This is a genomic window from uncultured Roseobacter sp. (assembly GCF_947493125.1).
Lineage (GTDB): Bacteria > Pseudomonadota > Alphaproteobacteria > Rhodobacterales > Rhodobacteraceae > Roseobacter.
Window position 1 is genome coordinate 249,751 of the sequence record NZ_CANLQB010000007.1, and the last position, 23,359, is coordinate 273,109.

At 66.1% G+C, this 23,359-nt stretch carries 20 protein-coding genes; 5 read left to right on the top strand and 15 right to left on the bottom strand.

Annotated elements, in window-relative coordinates:
* Nucleotides 1-332 precede the first annotated feature (332 nt).
* From Q1A71_RS16635 to Q1A71_RS16645, 3 genes are all read right to left on the bottom strand, one after another.
* Nucleotides 333-3,101, bottom strand: coding sequence for a toll/interleukin-1 receptor domain-containing protein (locus Q1A71_RS16635; protein ID WP_299679139.1), 2,769 nt, complete (start codon nt 3,099-3,101; stop codon nt 333-335).
* Between the two features lie 161 nt (nt 3,102-3,262).
* Nucleotides 3,263-3,580, bottom strand: a complete 318-nt coding sequence (locus Q1A71_RS16640) for a hypothetical protein (protein ID WP_299678796.1) — start codon at nt 3,578-3,580, stop codon at nt 3,263-3,265.
* Nucleotides 3,581-3,685: 105 nt separating this feature from the next.
* Complete coding sequence (locus Q1A71_RS16645; RefSeq protein WP_299678799.1) at nt 3,686-4,057, bottom strand: hypothetical protein; 372 nt, start codon at nt 4,055-4,057, stop codon at nt 3,686-3,688.
* A gap of 247 nt (nt 4,058-4,304) precedes the next feature.
* Here Q1A71_RS16645 and Q1A71_RS16650 point away from each other — a divergent pair, with 247 nt between their 5' ends.
* Nucleotides 4,305-5,084 carry a universal stress protein gene (locus tag Q1A71_RS16650; RefSeq protein WP_299678802.1) on the top strand — a complete coding sequence of 260 codons (780 nt, stop codon included), beginning with the start codon at nt 4,305-4,307 and terminating at the stop codon, nt 5,082-5,084.
* Nucleotides 5,085-6,697: 1,613 nt separating this feature from the next.
* Here the strand turns inward: Q1A71_RS16650 and Q1A71_RS16655 are convergent.
* Together Q1A71_RS16655 and Q1A71_RS16660 are read right to left on the bottom strand one after the other, a co-directional pair.
* Nucleotides 6,698-7,156 carry a BLUF domain-containing protein gene (locus Q1A71_RS16655; protein ID WP_299678805.1) on the bottom strand — a complete coding sequence of 153 codons (459 nt, stop codon included), beginning with the start codon at nt 7,154-7,156 and terminating at the stop codon, nt 6,698-6,700.
* Nucleotides 7,153-8,874: an EAL domain-containing protein gene (locus Q1A71_RS16660; protein ID WP_299678808.1), complete on the bottom strand. Its 1,722-nt coding sequence runs from the start codon at nt 8,872-8,874 to the stop codon at nt 7,153-7,155. The genes Q1A71_RS16655 and Q1A71_RS16660 overlap by 4 nt, the downstream gene beginning before the upstream one ends.
* 300 nt (nt 8,875-9,174) lie before the next feature.
* Between Q1A71_RS16660 and Q1A71_RS16665 the strand changes: the two genes are divergently transcribed.
* Together Q1A71_RS16665 and Q1A71_RS16670 are read left to right on the top strand one after the other, a co-directional pair.
* Nucleotides 9,175-9,984 (top strand): hypothetical protein, encoded by an 810-nt coding sequence (locus Q1A71_RS16665; protein WP_299678811.1) that lies wholly within the window; start codon nt 9,175-9,177, stop codon nt 9,982-9,984.
* A complete protein-coding gene (locus tag Q1A71_RS16670) occupies nt 9,984-11,915 on the top strand; it encodes a hypothetical protein (RefSeq protein WP_299678814.1) in 1,932 nt (643 codons plus the stop codon). The genes Q1A71_RS16665 and Q1A71_RS16670 overlap by 1 nt, the downstream gene beginning before the upstream one ends.
* A gap of 43 nt (nt 11,916-11,958) precedes the next feature.
* Here the strand turns inward: Q1A71_RS16670 and Q1A71_RS16675 are convergent, their stop codons facing one another.
* The 10 genes from Q1A71_RS16675 to Q1A71_RS16720 all read right to left on the bottom strand — a co-directional run bounded on the left by Q1A71_RS16675 (nt 11,959) and on the right by Q1A71_RS16720 (nt 21,568).
* The gene (locus Q1A71_RS16675; RefSeq protein ID WP_299678817.1) at nt 11,959-12,708 is read right to left on the bottom strand and encodes a DUF1028 domain-containing protein; all 750 of its coding nucleotides are present in this window, start codon (nt 12,706-12,708) and stop codon (nt 11,959-11,961) included.
* Nucleotides 12,709-12,721: 13 nt separating this feature from the next.
* Entirely contained in the window at nt 12,722-14,512 is a 1,791-nt protein-coding gene (locus tag Q1A71_RS16680; RefSeq protein ID WP_299678821.1) for a gamma-glutamyltransferase family protein, read from the bottom strand.
* Nucleotides 14,513-14,527: 15 nt separating this feature from the next.
* Nucleotides 14,528-15,391, bottom strand: coding sequence for an ABC transporter permease (locus Q1A71_RS16685; protein WP_299678824.1), 864 nt, complete (start codon nt 15,389-15,391; stop codon nt 14,528-14,530).
* Complete coding sequence (locus Q1A71_RS16690) at nt 15,388-16,332, bottom strand: ABC transporter permease (RefSeq protein ID WP_299678827.1); 945 nt, start codon at nt 16,330-16,332, stop codon at nt 15,388-15,390. The genes Q1A71_RS16685 and Q1A71_RS16690 overlap by 4 nt, the downstream gene beginning before the upstream one ends.
* A gap of 54 nt (nt 16,333-16,386) precedes the next feature.
* Complete coding sequence (locus Q1A71_RS16695; protein WP_299678830.1) at nt 16,387-17,895, bottom strand: ABC transporter substrate-binding protein; 1,509 nt, start codon at nt 17,893-17,895, stop codon at nt 16,387-16,389.
* Complete coding sequence (locus Q1A71_RS16700) at nt 17,882-19,003, bottom strand: dipeptide ABC transporter ATP-binding protein (protein WP_299678833.1); 1,122 nt, start codon at nt 19,001-19,003, stop codon at nt 17,882-17,884. The genes Q1A71_RS16695 and Q1A71_RS16700 overlap by 14 nt, the downstream gene beginning before the upstream one ends.
* On the bottom strand, nt 19,000-20,007 hold the full coding sequence (locus tag Q1A71_RS16705; protein WP_299678836.1) for an ABC transporter ATP-binding protein: 1,008 nt from the start codon (nt 20,005-20,007) through the stop codon (nt 19,000-19,002). The genes Q1A71_RS16700 and Q1A71_RS16705 overlap by 4 nt, the downstream gene beginning before the upstream one ends.
* On the bottom strand, nt 20,004-20,744 hold the full coding sequence (locus Q1A71_RS16710; protein WP_299678839.1) for a FadR/GntR family transcriptional regulator: 741 nt from the start codon (nt 20,742-20,744) through the stop codon (nt 20,004-20,006). Before Q1A71_RS16710 ends, Q1A71_RS16705 begins: the two co-directional genes overlap by 4 nt.
* A gap of 243 nt (nt 20,745-20,987) precedes the next feature.
* Entirely contained in the window at nt 20,988-21,326 is a 339-nt protein-coding gene (locus Q1A71_RS16715) for a hypothetical protein (RefSeq protein ID WP_299678842.1), read from the bottom strand.
* 2 nt (nt 21,327-21,328) lie between these two features.
* Nucleotides 21,329-21,568 (bottom strand): Lrp/AsnC family transcriptional regulator, encoded by a 240-nt coding sequence (locus Q1A71_RS16720; RefSeq protein ID WP_299678845.1) that lies wholly within the window; start codon nt 21,566-21,568, stop codon nt 21,329-21,331.
* A 140-nt stretch (nt 21,569-21,708) separates the two neighbouring features.
* Between Q1A71_RS16720 and hisB the strand changes: the two genes are divergently transcribed.
* Nucleotides 21,709-22,296 carry an imidazoleglycerol-phosphate dehydratase HisB gene (gene hisB / locus Q1A71_RS16725; RefSeq protein ID WP_299678848.1) on the top strand — a complete coding sequence of 196 codons (588 nt, stop codon included), beginning with the start codon at nt 21,709-21,711 and terminating at the stop codon, nt 22,294-22,296.
* A gap of 1 nt (nt 22,297) precedes the next feature.
* Nucleotides 22,298-22,936: an imidazole glycerol phosphate synthase subunit HisH gene (gene hisH / locus Q1A71_RS16730; RefSeq protein ID WP_299678851.1), complete on the top strand. Its 639-nt coding sequence runs from the start codon at nt 22,298-22,300 to the stop codon at nt 22,934-22,936.
* Nucleotides 22,937-23,359: the final 423 nt, after the last annotated feature.

A 23,359-nucleotide genomic window follows, 5' to 3' on the forward strand; every position in this document is an offset into this window, starting at 1 on the left:
GATGGCGACGCCCGCGCCGACCAGAAGATAGCTGCGATCCACCAGCGTACCAAGAAAGCGGAAGGCCGAAGGCCGCGCCCGGCCATCTTCGACAAATCGCGCGCTCAAACGCGACTGAGACCTGGTGCCCAGCACACAGCCGCCTCTCGACCCCATCGGCTGCAAAGAGCGTTTCGCTTTTCTCACGGGAGGCATAGCTGATAAAGGCTGCAAACTACGATTCCACCGGTATCGAACGGGCACATAAAACCCAAACCTAAATGACTTCAACCAAAGCACGAAGGTGCCGGCGCTGTCATGAAAAGACCGCGCGGTCTTTTTCGGGGACGCCGCTAGAGCTCGCGCACCGTCCGCCGCTCAACCGGGGTGAAGTCGCGCCCGACCATCCGGCGCACCCGCGCCACCCAGCTTTCGGGCCGGAAATCCAGCACAAGCAGGCCGCCCGCCGCATCATCCATCGCCAGCTCCGAGCCATCGGGCGCAAAACACAGGCCGATCCCGGCATCTCTCGTCCCCAGCGGCGGGATCGTGGCGATTTGCGTGCCGTCGCTGGCATCATAGAGCACGAAGCTTCCGCCATAGTCTCCCTTTGCCGCGATGAAATAGGCGTCCGGATCAATCGCAACGCGCCAGATGGCGCCGAGGCCACTGCCATAGGCCGAGAGCCTCTCAATCGCCTCGGCGTCCCAGATCTCGAAGCCTTCGGACCCAAACACCAGCAGACGCGTCCCGGCCTGGGTGAAACGCACCTGGGCAATCTCCAGCGCGGTCTCGGCGCGGTGCTCATGGACGAAGTGACCCTGCTCAGACCGAAAGAGATCCACGCCCCCACGCTCGCGCGGCACCGCCACCCGCTTGGTTGCGGCGCAATAGTCCAGACCGGCCAGATCGGCGTCGTCCTCCAGGCCGAGCGTGGCCCACTGCCCCAGCGGAACAAGCGCGCCCCGCTCCGCATCGAAGAGCGCAAGCTCCCCCGTGGCCACGCGCCCGAGCAGCCCGCCTTCGGACCCGCGCGGCGTCACACGCGGATCGAAACGGACATCCTGCAAGGGACGCGTCGCGGCTGTGATCCTGGCCACCCGCCCATCCTCCAACACACCGAGAAGCGTCTTTCCCGCGAACTGGATGGCGGTGATCGGGGGCGCCTTGACCAGCCGTCCGCGCCGCTGCCGCCGCTCCCAGATCAGCAGTTGGCCGTCCTCGTTGAGGCGCGCCACCCGCGACAGGTTTGACTGATAGGCCAACTGGCGGATCGGAGGGATGTCGGCCCGTCGGCTGATGGCATCGGGTACTGCGAGGTGCTGCGACAAGGCATGCTGTCTGTTCTTGGACAACAGCGCCACAGACCCATCGGGCGCCAGCGACACATATCCCAACGGGCTCTCGGGCGGGCCGGGCTGGACGCAATTCACATACCAGCCGTGAGATCGGGGCTCGGCCTGTGCATGGACAAGACGGTAACGCGGCCCCGCGGCCTTCTCGGCCGCGGCAAAGCGCACATGCATCTCGTCGGAGAAGGCAATCTCCTCGGCATCGCTGTGCACCGCAAGTATGTCCGGATCGATGCTCACCCGAAACCACGGCCGTGGCGCATAGTCGTCGAACCGGTCATGCCGCATCACCTGCCGCGTACGGGGGCTGATGCGGCAATATCCCGTCCGCGTCGCAAACGGGGCCGCGCGGCCGGGATCAGTGCGCCGGAACCGGTTGCTCCGCAGATCCAGCAAAGCACTGATCGGCGGGCCGTCTGCGGGTGGTCCGCTGTCCGCAATGCCCAGACCACTGAGCAGCAGACCCCCATCCGCCATCCACCAGGCGCGCTCGACATAGGAGAAATGCGACCGGGCGCTATAGGTCTGCGCGCCGCTCCTGAGATTTATGACCAGCAGGGTTCCCCGGCTCGACACAAACATCTCGTCATGCGCCTCGCTGGCCGCGAAGGCACTTGGGAAAAAGGGCTGCGACACGCGGTGGATTTCGACCAGCAGCTGATCCGGACGCTCCGCGTCGGCCCGCAGGAAAGACCCGTTGTCGGCTTCGATGATCAACTCCTGCGCCGGACCGACCAAGCTGATGTTCACGATGCTCACGTCCGGATCCATGACCGGTGTCTCACCGATCAGTTCCGGCGTGGCACCCAGCCTGCAGACCCGCCGCCGGTCACGCGCCACCCCATGCACATGCGCCAGACGGCGCCCATCTGCCGAGAACGCCGCGCCATCGCGCAAGTCATATTTCGCGCCGGGCGGCGTGTAGGTCCCCACCGGCGCCAGCATCTGCATCAGTCTCGGGTGGCTCATCGCCCGCTGGCACAGCGCAATCCGCGCCTGCCGGGTCGGCGCCCGCGTCCAGGCCTCCACCCCCACCAGCCCGGCCAGATCGTGCCGTTGATCCGCGAGGATCTGGCTGCGCGCGGCCAGCGCCCGGGACTCCGCCCGCTGGCGCAGCGCGCGCTCGTGCGCCGCGCGGTCCTCGGCGGCCCGTAAGGCGGCCTCCTGCCCGGCGCGCGCCCGCTCCCCCGATGCCATCACGAAGGTCCGCACCAGTTCGCCCACCTCCGGGGCATCCTCGGGCGGCTGCAGCACGAACTGCTCCGCCTCGCTCAGAACGGCGCCGGTCAGCAACTCCTCCTCCCGCTCAGGCGCGGCCTCCCAGGCGCGGGCACGCTGCTGCAGCCGCGTGTGATACCGCAACCAACGTGGCGCGACGCGGATGCCGTCGGTCAGCCGCGCCAGATTGGCGGCGACCTCGGCCTCCGTCCGCATAGAGACATAGTTCAGCGCCCGCATCCACGTCGGCACGGCGGCGCGGTCATGATCCCTCATGACCACGATGATGATGCGCTTCTTCTGGAGCCGGGCCTGTTCGATCTCCCACAGGCACACGCGGGACGCCACGCTTGCCGCCGTCAGCGCAAAAACCACCACATGTGCCGCGTCGATCATGCCCAGCAGGCGGGCCCGCCATGGCTCACCGGGCCGGATGTCCTCGACGTCGATCAGAACATCGAAGGCACCCGTCTCCAGTTGACCCTGCAGCCTCGCCACCTGGGCCCGATCCCGGCGCGCATACGACAGGAAGATCGACAGGCGCTGCTCCATCACCGGTCGGGCCTGGGATCTCTGCCGCTCACCCCGGCCCGCCGCCTGCCACCGGTATCGCCGGAGCTTTGGTGGCAGTGGCCGCAAGTGCCGAAAACGCGCCCGTGTCAACCTCCAGGATAGCGATCACCTCATCGACATAACCCAGCGCGGCCTCCAGATCATGGGCCGCGGCTGCATCGGTCAGCCGCGCCCCCCTCCGCGGCCAGCGGGCTGAGCTGTTGCAGCGTCGTGTCATGCAGGGCGGCGCGCTCGCGGTCAAAGCTCATCTCGCGCCAGCTCTTCACCCCGGCCAGCAAGGCGGCTGACATCACCCCCAGAAAGGCCGCGAACACGACCAGCGCCGGGCTGCCCAGGGACCCCAGCGAGGACGCCACCACCCCAAGACCCAGCACAAGCGCCCCCACCGGCGCCAGCCGGGACGAGCGCGTGTCATGCGCCGAAGCCGCCTCGCGCAGATACGCCACCTGCCCCTGCACGAAGGCCTCCAGAACATGCTGTCCGGTCTGTTAGAAAACCGCACGGCCCTGAGCATGCGCCACCTCCAGCGCTGTGCGGTACAGCACCCCGCGATCCGCTTCCGCCTACGTGCGGTTGGCGATCCACCTGGTGGCAAAACGCGCCTCGCTCAACAGATAGGCGAAGATCGCCGCTGCACCGAGCGCCAGCGCCTGCAACACCCCCAACGGGGTCCGATAGGCGGTCGCCAGATCCTGGAACTGTCCGACAAGCCCGCCCCGCCCGGTGCTGGTGTCCGCACCTGCGCCCCCCGCCTCGAACCCAAGCAACAGCAACCCGCCCAACAGGGCCGACACCGCGGTCGCGGCGATGAACGCGCTCATGCAGCGCCGATAGGCCGCCTGGGCCTCGCGCGCCTTCGCGGCGGCATGCGCGCGGCGGGCCTGCACCTCGCGGTATTTCGGGGCAGTCTGAACGCTTTCGGGCAGAGCGGCCATGGGCACTTCTCCTTCAACAGGTGACCTCGCCTGACGGCCCACCGGCTCTGACCGTGCCCGCACCGCCAGCTTTGCAAATTTGCCGCGCGGCTGTCCAGTTCACCGCGCACGATCCGCATCGCCGGCCCAGCCACACCGCAACTGCGAAAACCGACCGATCCACGCGGCCAATCCCTTGTTTCCCCGCAAGACTTCCCCACATCAAAGACACGTTAGAGGCGATTGCAGCGAGGGAGGGCGTCTGCCGGTGAAAAACATTGTTGTGGCAAGCGATTTGTCGGACAGGTCGCGACAGGCGGTTCGGCGCGGCGTGCATCTGGCGGCGGACATGGGCGCCCGGCTCACCGTTCTACATGTGGTCGACGCGGCCATGCCGGACCGGCTGTCAAACCGGGTGCAGACCGAGGCCGCGGCACTTCTGGCCGAAGAGGTTGCCGAGGACGCGGATGGCCGCACCCTCGATCACCTGATCGAAGTCGTCGTCGGCGATACGGTCGAAGAGATCCACAACGCGGTCGAAGGGTTGGGCGCCGATCTGCTGATTGTCGGCCTGCACCGCCGGCGCGTGTTCCTCGACCACATCAAGGAAACCACGATGGAGCATCTGATCCGCGCCAGCAGCCTACCCGTCCTTCTGGTCGCAGGGGACGCGGACCGCCCCTATGCCCGGGTGCTCGGTGGTGTCGACCTGTCGCCCGTCTGCGCCGCGGGTCTTCACAAGATCCGCATGATTGCCCCATCGGCTGAGCTGACGCTGTTTCACGCCCACGAGGTGTCCTTCCGCAACGAGGCCGAGCGCGACTATGCCACCTGGACCGCCGTCTCCGCGCTGCCCGACAACCTGCCGCCGCCGGTTTTCGTCGAAGGCAAGGCCCGCGAGGCGCTGGAAGAGGTCATGGCAGAGACGGATTGCGACCTGCTGGTCATCGGCGCCTACACCCGGTCGAACGCCGGGCGCTACATGCTGGGCGGCTTTTCCTCCGGCCTGATCCGCAAGCCGCCCTGCGATCTGCTACTGGCGAAATAGTCAGTCCTGCGCACGGCGCGGGTCCTGGCCAAGGCGCCTGATACCGGGCCGGCACCTCTGTCTTGTGTCATTCCCGGCCGGGCACATCCGAGAAGCTTTTCGTCACCTGCGGATCACGTGCGCGCCCCACCGAGACACGGCAGCCTCGGCCAACTGCCCGTCGTCGATCAAACCTGCGTCGAGACACATGCCAGCCCATCCAAATAGCACCTTTTATAGGTCCAAAAAGCGGTCGTCGCTCCCTACCAGTTCAGGCTGAAACGCCGACCGGACGGCGGGTCGACCGCATGACCCGGTTTCGGCCCGGATCCGGACCCGCGCCCGCCGGAGATCCTCCCACATACCGCGGGCCAAACCTGGTGATCGACGGCCCGCTCATTCTTGGGTCTCTGCCACCCGCACCCGGCTCGCTGCCATATTGTCACAGACCCAAAACCGTCGGAAAATATGGCGGGTGCACCCGCGCCCACGCTCACCAGGTCCTTTGACGGTATCCAGTATCCAAAAATCTGTCGCTCCCCTTGGAAGACCGCGCTCTTGCCTCGCCGCCCGAGCCCCTTTGTCCACGGCAAATCCATACGGCTGCGCACACTCGAACGCGCAGGAGCGTCCGACAGGTCGCGGGCATCATATCACTGCTGCGCGTGCCGCAGATCAGAACATCGCCACGGCCGTTCAGAGCCACGCGTTCTGGCCGCATCAAACAGTCGAGCACAATAGGATCACGCCGCCGGAGGTGCCGGAGCCGAACCACCGCGCGCCGCCGCCGGTCACCGCATCTCATGACCCGCGCCTGACGTCCCATACATCAGCGGTGCTGAACGATGCAGCCCCGCCGCAGACCTCCCCAGATCCTTAACCAGACGCTGACCGGGTTTGCCGCCCCCCTCCACCAGGCCACGCCCGGACGTGGAACAGTCCGTTGCCCAGTCGTCTCCCTGAGCGATGGTCCGCCATTTACGCGCGAAGCAAGGCCGCGGATGCTTATGCGCAGGGCGTTGAGCGGATGCCATCACCACCTGCGTGCGCCCCTCATCTGTCGCTCACATGGTCGGTGGAACCATGGATCATGCCTGAGTGTCCGAAGACAATGCGGCGGCGCGGTCTCCCGCACGCGCGCCAATCCACCTGCTGTTCACGGCGCTCGATCCCGCGCGTCTCATCGGCCTACACCAGATCAAGACCCCACCGGGCAAAGAAGGCGACCGATAGGCTTGATCTGTCTGGCGGGCTTCTGTAGCGCCAGCCGTCCCCGCGCACCGGGCAACATCCCTGCGCCCCCGGCGCGGACATCTGATCCTGCAGCCGCAGGAAAGACTGTCCGCAGTCATGTAACACAGCCACAACCTCAGAGCCGTGGTGATCGTACGCTGCACGGCGCCAGACGCATCACCGCTTGCTATCGTGAGCTTGCCAGTACCCGGGTGCCCCGGCCCGACCCGCGATACTCGTTTGACCCTCCACTATGCTCCGAAGAGCATGCCGATGTCTGCCGCGCAGGGCTCTGGAGCGGCCGCGCCCAGCGCCTGTCGCGAGAGCCGCAGCGCACCCCTGGATGTCAAGCCTTCACATCCTCCGCCCGGCGCGCTCACCGCGAGAGTTCCGCCTTCGGGTCAGGCGGCCCGGTCGGAGATCTCGTTCTTAAGCGTCAGAGCGTGAAGCGTCTCAAAGATCTGTTGGCCAGTCAGCCGGGAAATATCGAAATTGGTTTGCGACCCGATCCCTCCGAAGAGCTCTGCATAGACGCGATCACTGCCGACAAAGCCCATCGACCAACTGGGAAAGGCTCTCGTCGTGATGCGGCTGGTCTCGAGGACCGTGATATGATCGTGACGCTCGTCCATCTGGATGCGCTCGAACGTCTCTTCCACGGCATCGATTGGACCTTCAAGCACCTGCCCAAAGACACCCGCATTGAAGATCAGCGCGCCGGTCACCCCGGCAGCCTCGTTGTTTCGCTGAGACGTTTTCAGGATCTCGTCAATTTCACCGGCCATCATTTCACGATTGGTGATGGCGCTTTGATAGCTGAAATAGATGACGCGCAGCAGGTCCGTATCGGCGGTGATCATCCTTGGTCTCCTTCTTTCGCGCATGGCGGCTGGTCCTGATCCATGGTCGGCAGCGGCGCCGTCAGGAAGGACCCGATTTCGGTCGGCTTGATCGGTCGGCCGATCAGGAAGCCCTGAATTGACGCACAGCCGTTGGCCCGGATACGCGCCAGTTGCTCAACGGTTTCGACACCTTCGGCAAGCACGTTCATGCCAAATGCCGCGCCGAGCTGCGCAACCGCCTCGACGATCTGGTGCGCGTTGTCGTCAGCGAAGGGCTCCCGCACAAAGGACTGATCGATCTTCACCTTGTCGAACGGGTATTTGCGCAGATAATTCAGCGACGAATAGCCAATGCCGAAATCGTCGAGCGAGATCCTGATCCCGAGGGATCGCAGATCGTTCATCCGCTGCAGCACGACCTCTTCCTTCTTCAGAAGCGTGGTCTCGGTGATCTCCAGTTCAAGCCGGTGCGGCGCCAGACCGGATGTCGCGAGCGCCGTGCTGACCGCGTTCACGAAACCGCTGTCCTCGAACTGCATGGACGAGACATTGACCGCCACCGCGATGTCCTCGGGCCAGGCTGACGCCGCCTTGCAGGCTTCGGCCAGAACCCAGGCCCCGATATCGATGATCAGCCCCGTGTCTTCGGCGATCCGGATGAAGTCGGACGGCAGGATCTGGCCCATGTCCGGATGGTTCCAGCGGATCAGGGCCTCAAACCCGGTGACCCGGTGCTCCTGAAAATCCACCTGCGGCTGGAAGACGATCTCGAACTGCTGCAGGAGGAGCGCCTTGCGCAGATCCATTTCAATGTCGCGCCGCCGCTCCAACTCGGCAAACATCTCGTCTTTGAACCAGCTGAACTGGTTGCGGCCGGACCGTTTGCTCTCGTAAAGCGCGATATCGGCTCTCTGCAGCAGTTTCTCCGGATCACGCTCCTCCGGCCGCCGCGCCGCCAAGCCGATGCTCACGCCGATTGTCAGCTGGTGACCGTCGATCAGGAAGGGCCTGCTGACCATCTTGATGATGCGTGCGGCAATATCTTCGGCGCAGGACAGCGGGTTGTCGGCCAGCAGAATGGCAAACTCGTCGCCACCAACCCGGGCAACGACGTCTTCCCGCCGGATCGCCCTCTTCAGCCGCTCTGCCACTTTGCGCAGCAGACCATCCCCAACCGTATGCCCCAGGGTGTCGTTGACCTGCTTGAAGTGGTCCAGATCGAGAAACAGCGCAACGACGCCGTCCCTCTCTCCCTGGTCTTCCCGGACCATCTGCTCAAAGCAGGTCTTGAGATATTTCCTGTTGCCCAACCCCGTGAGCTCGTCCGCTTCGAACTGCGGCGCGGCCCCCTGAGACTGGCCTTGCGCATTGCCCGCAATGCCGATCCATCCTCCCGCCGGGTTGGGCGACCAGGCAATGTCGGCCCGCATCTGCGACGTCTCCGCAGCCACGGCAGGGACATCGCACGCGGGCGGCCGGGCCTCCGCCGGGAGCGAACAGGCCTTGAACACCTCAGGATAGTGGCGCCCCAGAACGGCGTCGGGGTCCGTCTCCGCCGCACTCACCGCGCTCAGGAACGCGTCATTGACAAAGGACACGGCACAGGTCGCCGAAATCGCGACGACCCCGACGTCCACATTGCGCAGCCCCATGAGAATATCCGCCGGATCCCCCATCAGGGGCGATCCGATAGGGGGCGAATTCAGATCATCCGCGGCATGGTGGTGCTGCGCCAACGTCCATCTCCTTCAAAACTGGGCACTGTCCTACCACTGCCTTGGTGTAGGATTCGTTTAAAGGCACAGGCATGAAACCTTGTATTCAAACGATCTTTCTTAAAACTGTCGCGCCTTTGCCCACAGCCCCATGCCTGGAGCAGATCCCCAGACGGCCGGGCACACACCCAAGGTCAGAGCCCGATCTGCACCTCGCAGAGCGCCACCCCACCCCGGCCCGGTTGCTGGCGGGATGAGAACCGAGATGGCTTTTTGTGTCGCGATCTGGCAGATTTGCAGCATTCTTTTTGGATCTTGAGCATGTCGAATTCAAGCAGAGCCCTGCGGCAGGTCGTGTCGCTCGATGGCTGGATCGCCACATTTGACGCAGACGACACCGCAACCGTGCATGCCGATGTGGTTTTCCGCGAAGGCCGGTTCGGCGCCGAGCAGGACGACAAGGTGCGCTTCCGCCTGTCGCTCAGGCGGGCTGAAATCGTGGTGATCGCGCCCGACACCGAACCCCTGCGCGTGATCCGTTCATCCGTGGAACGCACCCCCGCCCGCGAAGAGCAGACCCGGCTGGTCACCCATCAGACCACGGCGCAAGCCCATGGCAAGGCGGGGCTGTCCCTCTCCAGCGCTCTGACCCCCGGGGCCGACCTCGCCCTCGGGGCCGAAGCGCATCGCTCGCTGACCACGCGGCAGGAGTTGACCGAGAAGGTCGCCGGGCACGTCGAACAGCATTTCACGACCCTCGAAGGGCACCCGGCGTGGGAGGTGCGCGCCATCGGTCGCGACTGTCTGGACGGCTCCCCCTGGGACGCGGCCGGCGCCCCGCGGCTCAAGGTCAAGAGGCAGGCCGAGCGCAACGCCGACGGCGACAAGCCGACGATGCGCTTCGAGATGCGCTGCCGGCGGGAAGACATCGAGATCTCCGACCTCGAACTCAAGGACCCGGAAAAACAGGGCTGGTTCGCCCGACGCTCCAACCGCGATGTCAACCTCGCCGCCGCCGAGCAGGTGATCAAGGAAGAGCTGCTGTCGGCGGGCTTCCTGCAGGTCGCCGATCTGAACGAAAAACATGCGGATGTCGTCATCGCCGATGTCATCGTCTCCGAGGACTGGTAGTGCCCGGCTGGCAGGAGAAGGTCGTGCAGGTGATGCTCGCCGAGACCTCCGATCTGCGGGCGCTGGCGCGCATGGTCGGGCACGATCCGACTACCTTCTGGCGCGATGCAAACTTCCGGCAGGCAGATCTGTCAGGCCAGGATCTCAGTGGGCTGGATATCTCCGCCGCGATCCTCCCGCCAACCGCGCAGGCGGCCTCTGAGCCCGCGCCTGGCAGCCCGAATCTCGCGGACAACCCCAAAGCGGTGGCCCATGACCACCTGGTTCGCGGACTGAAAGCCTTGGACCGCGTCCTCGCAGATTGGCCACACTACGAAGCGCCTCTCGCCAACGCGCTTGCGGCGTTCAGACTTGCCGTCGACGCCCATCAGTCGCTCTCCGAGACCGCCGGGGAGGCCGAGGCCCGCTACAGATTGGCCGAAGCCCTGCTGCTGCGTGCCTATGCCTCCGCCGACCACGTCAAGGATGCCATCGACACCGCGGAATACGAGTTGCGCCACGCCAAAACGTTGCGGGAAGCCTCGGATGACACCGACCGACTGGCGCGGTATCATGACGCGCAGGGCATGGCGCTGCGCCTCAAATCGCGGACGCAAGAGGACGTCGCGGCAATAGACACCCTCACCCGCGCGCAAACCTGTTTCGACGCCATGACCGAGCATGAGGCATCGGCGCGGTCTGAGATCCGCAAGATGGGCGTCTTTCGCGAAATCTTCCTCCGGGGTGGAACCACCAACAGCGCCGACCACGCGATCCTCAGCGTTCACATCAAAGAGCTGGAGCGGATCTGGTCGCCGGTGACTGGTCCCGTCCCCGCAGCCATCGCCGCAGCGGCGCAGATCGAACACAGCGCCCATCGTCTCACCCTGGCCCAGATGACCCGCCAACCGCTCGGCACCAAGGCGCGCGAGGACATCCGCGACACGCTCATCACGGCCATGCGGTCCGCGTCCTACCTCGACTGGATCGAAGCGCAGCGCTGCCTGACCGACCTCGACGCGCTGCAACAGGCCCCGGATCCGCCCCCCGCAGACGCGGACGCATCCCCGACGCTGGACGCCGCCCGCACCGAGGCGCTGAGCCGCGCGCAGGCCCGGCTGGCCGAGGGTGACGCCCACCTGCGCGCGCTCATCTCCGCCCCCGATCTCGATTTCACACAGCTTGACCCTGCGCTTGATTGCTACGCCGACGCCGAAGACCTCTATGGCCTCCTTGAAGATGTCGCGCTGATCGAGGGCGAGCCAGGCCGGGCCTATGCCATCCTGCGGCGCGGCATGGCGCATCTGCTGAAAACAACAGATGACGCGCTGACCGGCCAAGCCCAGGCCGAGGCCTGCACCGACGCCCGCTTTGCCATGGATCTGGCGGCGGCCAGCCTCGCCGGGCGCAGCGATGTGCCGCTCGCCCTGGCCGAAGCGCTCGACGCGCAGGCCTTCGGTCTGCGGATCGAGGCCCATGTCTCCACCTCCGCCGCAGCTGTCGACGCCTTGGCGGAAGCCGCAGCCCTGCACCGCCGGGCCAGTGGCGTCGAAGGCCTGCCGCGCGCGGTGAGCTATCGCTATCGCACCCACGCCTTCGGCGCGGAGCGGGAGCTGGAAGAGCGCCGGTCCGCCGACCCGGCCACGCTCCAGGCCAGCCGCCTGCGCGCGCAAAAGGCGCTGCAGACCAGCGACAGCAGACGCACCGACCGGACCAGCGCCGCTGAGGAAGCGGCGTATATGGCGATGCTCGCCGAATACGCGATGTCCGTCACCGCCGAACTGAAGCTTGCCGCGCCCGCAGATGTCAAAGAGCAGCGCGCGCAGAGCAAGGAGACGACCGATCAGACCCTGCAAGAGGCGATGGCGCTGGCCGCCACGCTCTTCATGCCGCTCGACTGGATGCTGCTGCATCGCACACGGGCACAGCTGCGCAGGCTCGACGCGCACTAGGCTGCTTGGCGGCCTTCAAACCCGGCGCAGGCTCCACCAGCCCCTACAAGGGCGTCGCAAAGGACCTCGAGCCGCGTCCCTCTTGCGCACGCCGCCGGTCCTCCTCCGCAATCGCGGCATCGAGCGGCGCCCGGTCCGTCAGACCCGAGAAATCATCGCGGCGCGGCATCACATGCGCCACATGCAGGAAACGCTCCTGCGCCACATCGTAAAGACGGCGCAGCTCCGGCAAGGGATCCGCGTGATCATCGGCGCGCAGATCAAGCCAGGGATAATCCTCGCCGCGGTGGATGCGCAGCGCCGCGGACTGCTTGCCGCGCTTGTCTCCGCCCGCAAGCTCTCCGGCCTCCATGGCCGTCAGCAGACGCTCCGCAAAGGGAAGGTCAGCCGCCGACTGATACGCCGCCAGCGTCTCGACGATCACCGCCTCTCCGGCCAGCATGTTCCCGGCGACCGACACGTCCTCGCCGGAGACATGCCCGCACCAGTCTATGCAGTCCTCACCGGTGTGCGCGGCGATGTCACCTGCCGCATCGATCATATGCGCCTGCCGCTGCGCCTCTCCGCCGTCCCGCGCGACCAGATCGGCCAGAACAGCGGAAGCCGCTTCGCCCACGGCCATCCGATCTGCCGCCTCGATGCCCCAGAGCGGGTTCACGAAGGCCTGCGTTGCAACGGCGCATCTGCCGCCGCGAATATGCGGCACCAGGGCGCCCACGGCAAAAAACCGGGAGGCCACGGCAATCCCCAGATCACCAGTTGACGGGTCGCGCGCAACAATCGAATAGGTCATCGGTCTGCTCCTCTTATCGTCCGGCGGCGTAGGCTTGCATCATGCGGGGCGTCGCAGCGGCCTTCAGCATCCCATCCGGCCCGCGGCTTGCCGCGGTCAGCCGCCCGACGGTCCAGGGCTCCGCCACCTCCACATCATGCCCCCGCGCCCTGAGATCGCTGATCACCGCCTCGCCAAAGGCCGGCTCCAGCATCAGATGCCCGGGCCTAGTGCCGCGCGGATAGAAGGACGACTGGAAATGCCCCGTGTGAAACAGCGGCCCGTCGATCGCTTCCTGCAGGTTCAGCCCCCCGTGCACAAGGCGCAGCAGCAGGATCAGCTGCCACTGGTCCTGCTGGTCGCCGCCGGGTGTGCCAAAGGCGTGCCGCGTGCCGTCGGGCTCCTGTGCCATCGACGGCGAGAGCGTCGTGCGCGGCCGCCGACCCGGTGCGAGGGACGTGGGCAGCCCCTCGTCCAGCCAGAACATCTGCGCTCGGGAGTTGAGCGGCATGCCAAGCCCGGGCACCACCGGCGACGACTGCAACCAGCCGCCCGACGGCGTGGCAGAGACCGCGTTGCCCCATTGGTCGATCACGTCGATATGCACCGTGTCGCCGCGCCGTTCCGTCAGATGCGCCATGGTCGGCTCACCCGCGCCCACCCCGGGGCCCGCGGCCTGCGGGGCGGCGGCCCGGGCGACGGCCGCATCGGCCCAGGCGTCATAGCCCTCCACGCGACCGGGCCGCTGCTCCTGAGAGCTGGTCGCACCGATCAGATCGCGGCGGCCTTCGGCATAGGCACGCGACAGCAGCGACGCTGTCGGGATATCGCTGTGCAGCGGATCCCCGTAATAGGCTTCCCTGTCCGCAAAGGACAGCTTCATCGCCTCGATGACCCGGTGCACGAACTCGGCGCTCGTTGCATCCATTGCGCCAATGCCACTGCCCTCCAGAATCCGGAGCGACTGCAGCAGGGTCGGCCCCTGGGTCCAGACCCCGCCTTTCCAGACCGTCCACCCCTCATAGTCGACATCGAGCGGCGGCTCATAGGTCGCTTCCCAGGCGGCCATGTCCTGCCCGGTCAGCACGCCTTTCCGGCGGCCCCCGGCGGCATCCATCACGCAGGCATCGCGCATCCAGCTGTCGATGGCCTCGGCGATGAAGCCTTCGCGGAACGTGCGCCGCGCCGCCTCGATCTGCGCCTCCCGCCCGCTGGCGCCCTCGGACTCGGCCAGCAGCCGCTCCCAGGTGTCGGCCAGCGCCGGGTTTCGAAAGAGCGCGCCGGCAACAGGGGCCGCCCCGCCCGGCATCCATGTCTCATAGGACGTGGACCATTCGTCGCGGAAGAACTCCGCAAGCCCCGCGATCGTCCCCGCCACCCGTGGCAGGACGGGATGACCATGGCGCGCATAATAGATCGCAGGCTCAAGAATTTCGCGCAGCGACAACCGCCCGTGATCGCGCAGCATCAGCATCCAGGCATCGAAGGCCCCCGGCACCACGGTCGCCAGCAGGCCCGAGCCCGGAATGAGATCCAGCCCCTCGGCGCGGTAGTGCTCAATCGTCGCCCCCGCCGGGGCCACCCCCTGCCCGCAGACCACCGTGGGCGCGGCATCCCCCGCAAGCCGGATCAGCGCAGGCATATCCCCCAGCGGCCCGTTCAGATGCGGCTCAACCACATGCAGCACGAACCCCATGGCCGCCGCCGCATCAAAGGCCGAGCCCCCCTGCTCCAGCAGCTTCATGCCCACCGCCGAGGCGATCCAATGTGTCGAGGTGCAGACGCCGAAGGTTCCCTTGATCTCGGGGCGGGTTGTGAAAGTCATGGCAGGTCCTGATCTCTATGTGTCACGAGGGTCGAGCGCATCGCGCAGCCCGTCCCCCAGAAGGTTGAACCCGAGCACCACGAGGAAGATCGCAATGCCGGGATAGAGCGCCATCCACGGCGCCTGTTCGAGGAAGTTCTTGGCGATGTTCAGCATCGAGCCCCACGACGGCGCGGGCGGCTGCTGGCCCAGCCCGAGGAAGCTCAGCGATGCCTCGGCAATGATCGCCGTGGCAATCGTGAGCGTGCCCTGAACGATGATGGGCGGAAAGATATTCGGCAGGATATAGCGCCAGATCAGCGCGAGGTGCCCCACGCCGATGGCCCGGGCACTTTCCACGTAGTCTTCGGTCATGACCGCAAGCGTCTGTCCGCGCGCCAGCCGGATGAAGATCGGCATCGCCGAGACACCGATGGCGATCATCGCGTTGGTCAGCGATGGCCCGAGAAACGCCGCAAGCGCAATGGCAAGGATCAGAAACGGTGCCGCCAGCAGCGCTTCGGTGACCCGGCTGATCACCGCATCGGTCCAGCCGCGCCGATACCCGGCCAGCACCCCCAGAGGCACCCCGAGCGCCACCGCGATCATGACCGAGACCACCCCCGCCAGAAGCGAGGCCTGCGCCCCCCAGATCATCCGCGACAGCACATCCCGGCCGATCTCATCGGTGCCGAAAGGGTGCGCAGCACTTGGGGTCTTGCGCACGGCGGACCAGTCGGTCTCCGCCGGCCCCGGCACCGGCAGCAGCGGCGCCAGAAGGGCGATCAGGACGAAGAAGACAACGATGGCCCCGCCCAGAAGCGCCGAGGGGCTTTTGCGGAACTTGACCCAGGCGCGGCTCTGACGCTTGGGCAGAACGGGATCGGCAACAGCGCTCATGTGTCCCTCATGCGTGGGTTCAGAACGCGGTAGGCCGCATCCGCCAGAATATTCATGAAAATAAAGGCAATGCCGGTGCAGAGCACGATGCCTTGCACCACCGCATAGTCCCGGTTGAAAACCGCATCGACGACCAGCTTCCCGAAGCCCGGAATGGTGAAGATCTGCTCGGTCAGAACCGCCCCGGCAAGCAGCTCGCCAAACAGCAGCGTGGTGACCGTCACCACCGGCACAAGCGCGTTCCGCAAGGCATGTTTGACGAGCACCGTGCGCTCCCGCAGCCCCTTGGCCCGCGCCGTGCGCACATAATCGGACTGCAGCACGCTCAGCATCGCCGAGCGCGTATGCCGCATCAGCGTCGCGGCGATGGCCGTCCCGAGGACGAAGGCGGGCATCAGCATGGTGCGGATGGATTGCAGCGGATCCTCCGAGAGCGGCTGATAGCCCGAAGCAGGCAGCCAGCCCAGTTTCACAGAGACCAGCAGGATCAGCATGATCCCCAGCCAGAAGTTCGGCACCGACAGCCCCGACAGGGCGATTAGGTTCGCCAGCCAGTCAATCCACGTGCCCTTCTTGTAGGCCGAGAGCACACCGGCCGGGATACCGATCAGCATCGCGATGATCAGGGCCATCACCGCCAGCTGGATGGTCACGGGCAGCTTCTCTCCAATCAGCTCCAGAACCGGCTGGTTGGTGCGCAGCGAAATCCCCAGATCGCCCTGCAGCGCGTTGCCCGCCCAGGCAATGTACTGCATCGGCAGCGGATCGTTGAGCCGGTACTTCTCGCGCAACGCCGCGATCACCTCCGGATCGCGCTCCTCGCCTGCCATCACCAGCACCGGATCCCCGGGCAGCAGCTTCTGCAGAGAAAAGACGAAGATGGAGATCAGAATGATCGTGGGGATCGCGATCAGAACGCGACGGGCAAGAAAACCGAGCATGGCTCACAGGGCTCCGGGTGAGGGCCCGGCCGTCCGGCCGGGCCGTTGCAGGGGCTAGTTCTGGCTCACACCATGCAGGCGGATCATCCCGTCAGGATAGGCCTGGAAGCCCGAGACACTGTCGTCCAGCGCCCAGATCCAAACCGGATGATACAGATAGATGACCGGCATATCTTCCTGCTGTATCGCCACCGCCGCGTCGTAGCTCTCCTTTCGCACAGCCGGGTCGGTCGACAGGCGCGCCTCGTTCAGGAGGGTGTCCATCTCCGGGTTGGAATATTTGGAATCGTTGATCCCGCCACCCGTGGTCATGAACTGATGGATGTTGCCATCGGGGTCGACGCGCCCGGACCAGCCGATCTGGCTCGCCGTGTAGTCGCCCGCCGACTGATCCGCCAGCAGCGTCGCGAACTCCTTGGCCGCCAGCTCGATGGTGATCCCGGCTTCTCCGGCCATCGCCTGAATGACCTGCATCACCTGGGTCTGCACCGGGTTATTGGCGACCTGGATCTCGATGGTCAGCCCATCCGCATGTCCGGCCTCGGCCAGCAGCGCCTTGGCGGCCTCCACATCTCGCTCCGGCACGGGGAACTCCGCGTTGTACCAGGGAGACGCAGGCGAGAACGGCTGGTTTCCGGGCGCAAACGCCCCTTCGAACACCACCTGGTTCAACGCCGCCCGATCAATCGACAGCGACAGCGCCTGGCGCACCAGGTTGGACTGGCCCAGCGGGTTTTGAGCGCGTTCGCCATTGCCCACGTTGATCGTCATCCCCTGATACCCCAGTGAGGTGGCGCGCTCGAGCTGCAGCCCGTCATCGCCCTCCACCGAAGACACGTCCGTGGCCGCCAGACGCTCCAGCATATGCAGATCCCCTGCCCGCAGGTTCGCCAGACGCACGGTCGTATCCGGGATCGGCAGGAAGGTCACCGTATCGAAGTTGATCTCATCCGCGCGGTAGTACTCCGCGAATTTCTCCAGAACGATGCGGTCCTGCTGAATGCGCTCCACGAACCTGAACGGCCCCGCACAGACGGGGGCCAGACCGAAATCATCGCCCGCCGCCTCAAAGGCCGTCGGCGACAGCATCATGCCGGAGCGGTCCGCGAACTGCGCAATCAGCGTCGCATCCGGTGCCGCCAGGGCCATCTTGATTGTGAACTCGTCCACGACCTCCCAGCTCTCGATGGAGCGCACTTCCGACTTGCGGCGCGAGGTCTCGAGGTTCTTCGAGCGGTCGATGTTGGCCGCGACAGCCTCCGCATTGAAGGGCGTGCCATCGTGGAAGACGACATCTTCGCGCAGCGTCATGGTCAGTTCGGTGCCATCCGCGTTCCACTCCCACCCCGTGGCCAGCGCCGGGATGATCTCGAGGTCCGGTGTGATATCGACCAGCTTGTCGCAGAGCGACGCATAGACAATCCGGCCCACGAAGGTGCGCGACTGATCCGGGTCGAGCACGTCCGGGTCTTCCTGAAGTCCGATCTTGAAGTCCTGCGCCTGCGCAAGGCTCGTGCCAAGCGCCAGCAGCGCGGCGGCGGTCAGTGTTCTACCGATACGCATGGGGTGTTTCCTCTCTGTTGGATGGGTCTTGATGGGTGATGGGGTCGGCCTGGGCGCGTGCGGCGCTGTAGATCTCGAAGCGCCGCGTGGCCGCGGGGGTGCGCTGCACGTCGTCCGGCTGGATGCCCTTGAGCGCCAGATCGCCCGAGAAGTGGCAGGCCGCCTGATGGCCGTCGCCCACATCGCGCAGCGTCGGCGCCTCAGTGCGGCAGATATCGGCGGCATAGGGACAGCGGGTGTGGAACCGGCATCCCGACGGCGGCGCAATCGGGTTCGGCGGGTCGCCTTCGATGGCCACATGCGCCTTGCGCGCGCCCACCGACGGGATCGGAATGGCTTCGAGCAGCGCCTCGGTATAGGGATGCGCAGGGGCCTGAAACAGCCGGTCCGCCGTGCCGATCTCGACAATCCTGCCCAGATACATCACGGCCACACGGTCAGACATATGCCGGATCACCGCCAGATCATGGGCAATGACGATCAGCGTCAGGCCAAACGCCTCCTTCAGATCCTCGAGAATATTGATCACCTGCGCCTGGATCGAAACATCAAGCGCGCTGACCGGCTCATCGCCGATCACCACCTTCGGGCCGGAGACCAGCGCCCGCGCAATCCCGATCCGCTGCCGCTGGCCGCCGGAAAACTCATGCGGGTAACGGTCCGCGTGTTCGGGCCGCAAACCGACCCGCGTCAGAATGCGCGCAACGGCGCTGCGACGTTCCTCGGCGGTGCCGATCTCATGGGTCCGCAGCGGCTCCTCGATCAGCGCGCCCACCGTCATGCGCGGGTTCAGCGATGAAAACGGATCCTGAAAGATGAACTGCAATTCGGCTCGCAGAGCGCGCAGCGCCTGCTCCGACAGATCGCCAATATCCTTGCCCTGATAGGCCACCCGCCCGTCGCTGGGCTCGATCAGCCGCACCAGCAGCCGCGCCAGGGTGGATTTGCCACACCCCGACTCACCCACGATGGCAAAGGTTTCTCCCTCGGCAATCGCCAGGTCCACGCCATCGACGGCCCGCACCACTGTGGGCGCACCGAACAGCGGTTTCCTGGTCACGAAATGCCGCTTCAGCGCGCGGGCCTCGAGGATCGGTGTGCCGCTCATGCGATCCGCGCCTCCGTCTCGGCGGTGGCCCCTTCCAGCGGCGCGCGCCAGCAGGACACGCTGTGCCCGGGCGCGATGTCACGGGCCGCGGGCGCCTGCGCGCAGTCCTCGCCCGCAAACGGACAGCGCGCCGCAAAGCGACAGCCCTGCGGCATGTCCACGGGGCTCGGCACAGAGCCGGGGATCGTGACCAGACGGTCGCGGCTGCCACCAAGCGACGGCATCGACCTCATCAGCCCCAGCGTATAGGGATGCTGCGGATCATCGAAGATCTGCGCGGCCGATCCGGCCTCCGCAATCCGGCCCGCGTACATCACAGCCACCTTGTCGGCCATTTCCGCCACAACGCCCAGATCATGGGTGATCATGATCAGCGCCGCACCGCTCTCCCGCGACAGCGAGCGCATCAGATCGAGGATCTGCGCCTGGATCGTCACATCCAGCGCGGTCGTCGGCTCATCCGCGATCAGCAGCGAGGGGTCATTGGCCAGCGCCATCGCGATCATCGCGCGCTGCCGCATGCCCCCCGACAGCTGATGCGGGTATTCATTGAGCCGCTTCTCCGCGGCGGGAATGCGCACGCGCTCCAGCATCTGCAACGCCCGCTGCCGCGCCGCCTCCAGCCCGAGACCCTGATGCTCGCGCACCGATTCCGCGATCTGCTCGCCGATCTTCAGCGCCGGGTTCAACGAGGACATGGGCTCCTGGAAGATCATCGCCATCCGGCCCCCGCGCACCTGCCGCAAATCCTCCTGCGACATGGTGAAGAGGTCCTCGCCCTGAAATTCGGCGCGCCCGCCGGACTGCTGCAGGGGCGGCGTCGACAGAAGACCCATCAGCGCCAGCGCGGTCAGGCTCTTGCCGCAACCGGACTCGCCCACGATGCACAGCGTCTCGCCCGCGTTCAGCGTAAAAGAGACCCGGTCGACAATCGGTTCCGGCGCGCGCCCTATGCGAAGTTCGAGATCCTCGACCACAAGAACAGGCGGCGCCGGGTGTGTCATGTCTCTGACCGCTCCATGGACGCCTTGAGGTTTTCCGACAGCGCCTCCAAATGGGCCCGCATCGCGGCTGCAGCCGCCTGCCCGTCCCGGCGCTCTATGGCGTCGATGATGTCGCGATGCTGACGATCATAAAGCGTCATGGTCTCGGCGGTGCGGGCGCGGTGCCGCTTCTCCTGCCACTCCGCGCCCATCCTCACCTCATCCAGCAGCGCAAAGGCGGTCAGCATCACGCGGTTCCCGGCGATCCGCGCGATCGCCCGGTGCAGCGCGCCGTCCCACAGCTCCGCCGTGTCGGCATCGAGCGGCTGCGACGCGCGACGCGCGAGCTTCCGCAGCTTCTCCACATCCTCGCCCGTGGCCCGCTTGGCGCAGAGATCCGCCAGCGCGGGCTCAATACAAAGACGGGCCTCCATCACCACGAGCGGATCCGCATCCGGTGCAATCTCCGCTGCCAGCGCGCCCGCCGGGTCGGGCGGCTGCCCCGCGAAGGTCCCGCTGCCCTGCTTGCGCCAGATCAGCCCCTCGGTCTCCAGCGTGTCGAGGGCGCGCCGCACCGTGCGACGCCCGCAGCCCAGTTCGGCCGCCAGTTCGCGCTCGGTCGGAAGACGGCCATTCGCGGGCAGCTTTCCGGTTTCGATCATCTGTCGGATCGTGGCGAGCGCCGCGGCAGCGTTGTCGGTCGATTCCGGCGCGTAGTTCACAGTCAGCCCCACCCTGAAGACGTAACATTCTGTCATTGGTCCTGCACCAATCATCTATTGGTCCGCATATCCGAGTCAAGCGCGGATGATCATTTTGCCAGGCGCCCGCACCGCAACCCCGCAAAAAGCCCATTTAACCGTCAGAACGGATTTACATTTCCGGCCTCGCTCCCGGAACCGCCGCGCGGTCTCGACAGGAGCGCAGCGATGATCGCAGGCGCTCCCATCGGCCTGCCCACCGACAAGCCCGTCCCCCCGAAAAGGCGCCGACCCAGGCGCTCAGTTGATCGGAAACTGCAGCAAGCACTGGTTGGCGAAGCGCCGGAAATCGTCCAGCGTCTCCAGCACATCCCGCCGGTCGCGCACCACCCGCAAGGCATCCTTCTTCTGCCGCCAGGTGCCGCTGACATGCTCGGCCAGGATGCGCACGGTGATGTCCAGCATCACGTCCTTCTCCAAGGACGAAATCCCACCCGATGATTCCAGCGCCACTGCGGTGAAGGCCAGCGTATTGGCACAGCGCAAGGCCGCCGCCTCCTCGCCGGAATAGGTCTTCTGCCCCGCCAGCACGGGCCCCGCCGAAAGCACCAGCACCAGCGCACAAAGAGCACCGCGCAAGCTCAAAAGACCTTGAACGTCATCGTCGTCAGCGACCGCTCAATCCCTGTGATGTCGAGAAGATTTTCATTGATGTATTTGCCCACATCCGCCTCTTTCGGAATGTAGAGCTTCATCAGCAGATCATAATCGCCACTGGTCGAATAAAGCTCTGAGTGGATCTCGCGCAACGCGATCTCCTCCGCCACGCTGTAGGTCGTACCCGGCGTACAGCGGATCTGGATAAAGACACATGTGGCCATGAACGCTCCTTTGCGGGGGCGCATCGCCCTCGGCCCAAGCTGGCATATCCGGCACGCCCGCCGCAATCCCGAATGTCGCATCTTGGCCTGCCGAAACAGGCTGTTATAAGGGCGCGCACAGTCCTTGGCCCGGAGAGCCCATGCGCAGCCACACGATCACCCGCGCCACCGCGGAAACCGAGATCACCGTGACCCTCGATCTCGACGGCACGGGCGCTTACGACAACGAGACCGGCGTGGGGTTCTTCGACCATATGCTGGACCAGCTGGCGCGCCACGCGCTCATCGACCTGACCGTGCGCGCCACGGGCGATCTGCATATCGACGACCACCACACCGTGGAAGACACCGGCATCGCCATCGGCCAGGCGCTGGCCGCAGCCCTTGGCGACAAGCGCGGCATCCGCCGCTATGGGTCCTGCCTGCTGCCGATGGATGACGCGCTGGTGCGCTGCGCGCTGGATCTCTCCGCGCGCCCGTTCCTGATCTGGAACGTCGACCTGCCCACCCCAAAGATCGGCAGCTTCGACAGCGAGCTGCTGCGCGAGTTCTTCCAGGCGCTCAGCACCCATGGCGGCATCACGCTGCATGTGGACATGCTGCACGGGCTCAACAGCCACCACATCGCCGAAGCCGCGTTCAAATCCGTGGCGCGTGCCCTGCGCGACGCGGTGGAGGTGGACCCGCGCAAATCCGACGCGATCCCCTCGACCAAGGGCGCGCTCTGACGTGCTGACAGCCATCATCGACTATGAGAGCGGCAATCTGCACTCCGCCCAGAAGGCGTTCGAGCGGATGGCGGCGGAGACCGGCGGCGGAGACATCGTCGTGACGGGCGACGCCGATGTGGTCGCGCGCGCCGACCGCCTGGTGCTGCCGGGCGATGGCGCCTTTCCGGCCTGCATGGCCGCGCTCAAGGGCCACTCTGGCCTCTATGACGCGATGGTCGAGGCGGTCGAGGTCAAGGGCCGCCCGTTCATGGGCATCTGCGTCGGCATGCAGCTCATGGCGAGCTGGGGGCGCGAGTACACCGACACGCCCGGGCTCGACTGGGTGGGCGGCGAGGTGCGCAGGATCGTGCCCGCCGATCCGGCCCTGAAGGTGCCGCATATGGGCTGGAACGATCTGGTCCTGGGCGGTGCGCACCCGGTGTTCGACGGCGTGCAGACGGGCGAGCACGCCTATTTCGTGCACAGCTATCACATGCAGGTCGCCGACCCCGGCCAACGGCTCGCCCATGTGGATTATGGCGGGGAGGTCACCGCCGTGATCGGGACGGGCACCATGATCGGGCTGCAGTTTCATCCCGAGAAGAGCCAGGCCACCGGGCTGCGCATGATCGGGAACTTCCTGCGCTGGTCGCCCTGAGCAGCCCGTTGCGCTGCGGCTCGCTCCGCTCCTGACCGCCCGACATCAAGATCATTACCCTGACACGCCATACCGAGGCCGGTCGCACCCGGCGGGATCAACAAGCGGGCAACGCGGCCACGCGCTTGCCGATCTGTCGGCAACACAACCACACACCGCAGGGCGCGTCCTGATCCGACAGTTTTCGCCACAGAAGAGGGGTCGCTGTCCCAGTGGCCGCCGCCGGTGCAACGCTCCACATACCCGGCGCGCTGCACGTAACGCGGACACGCTCAGCAGACCGCGCCACCGCGCCGGGCCCGCACAACCGGCCTCAAGTCGATCCGACCCCAGATCCGCGCAGGGTCGGAGCACGCACGCCACCACGCAAGCGGCCCCACGGCACCTCCAGAACAGACATCAGCCCCCCGCGTGATGACACCC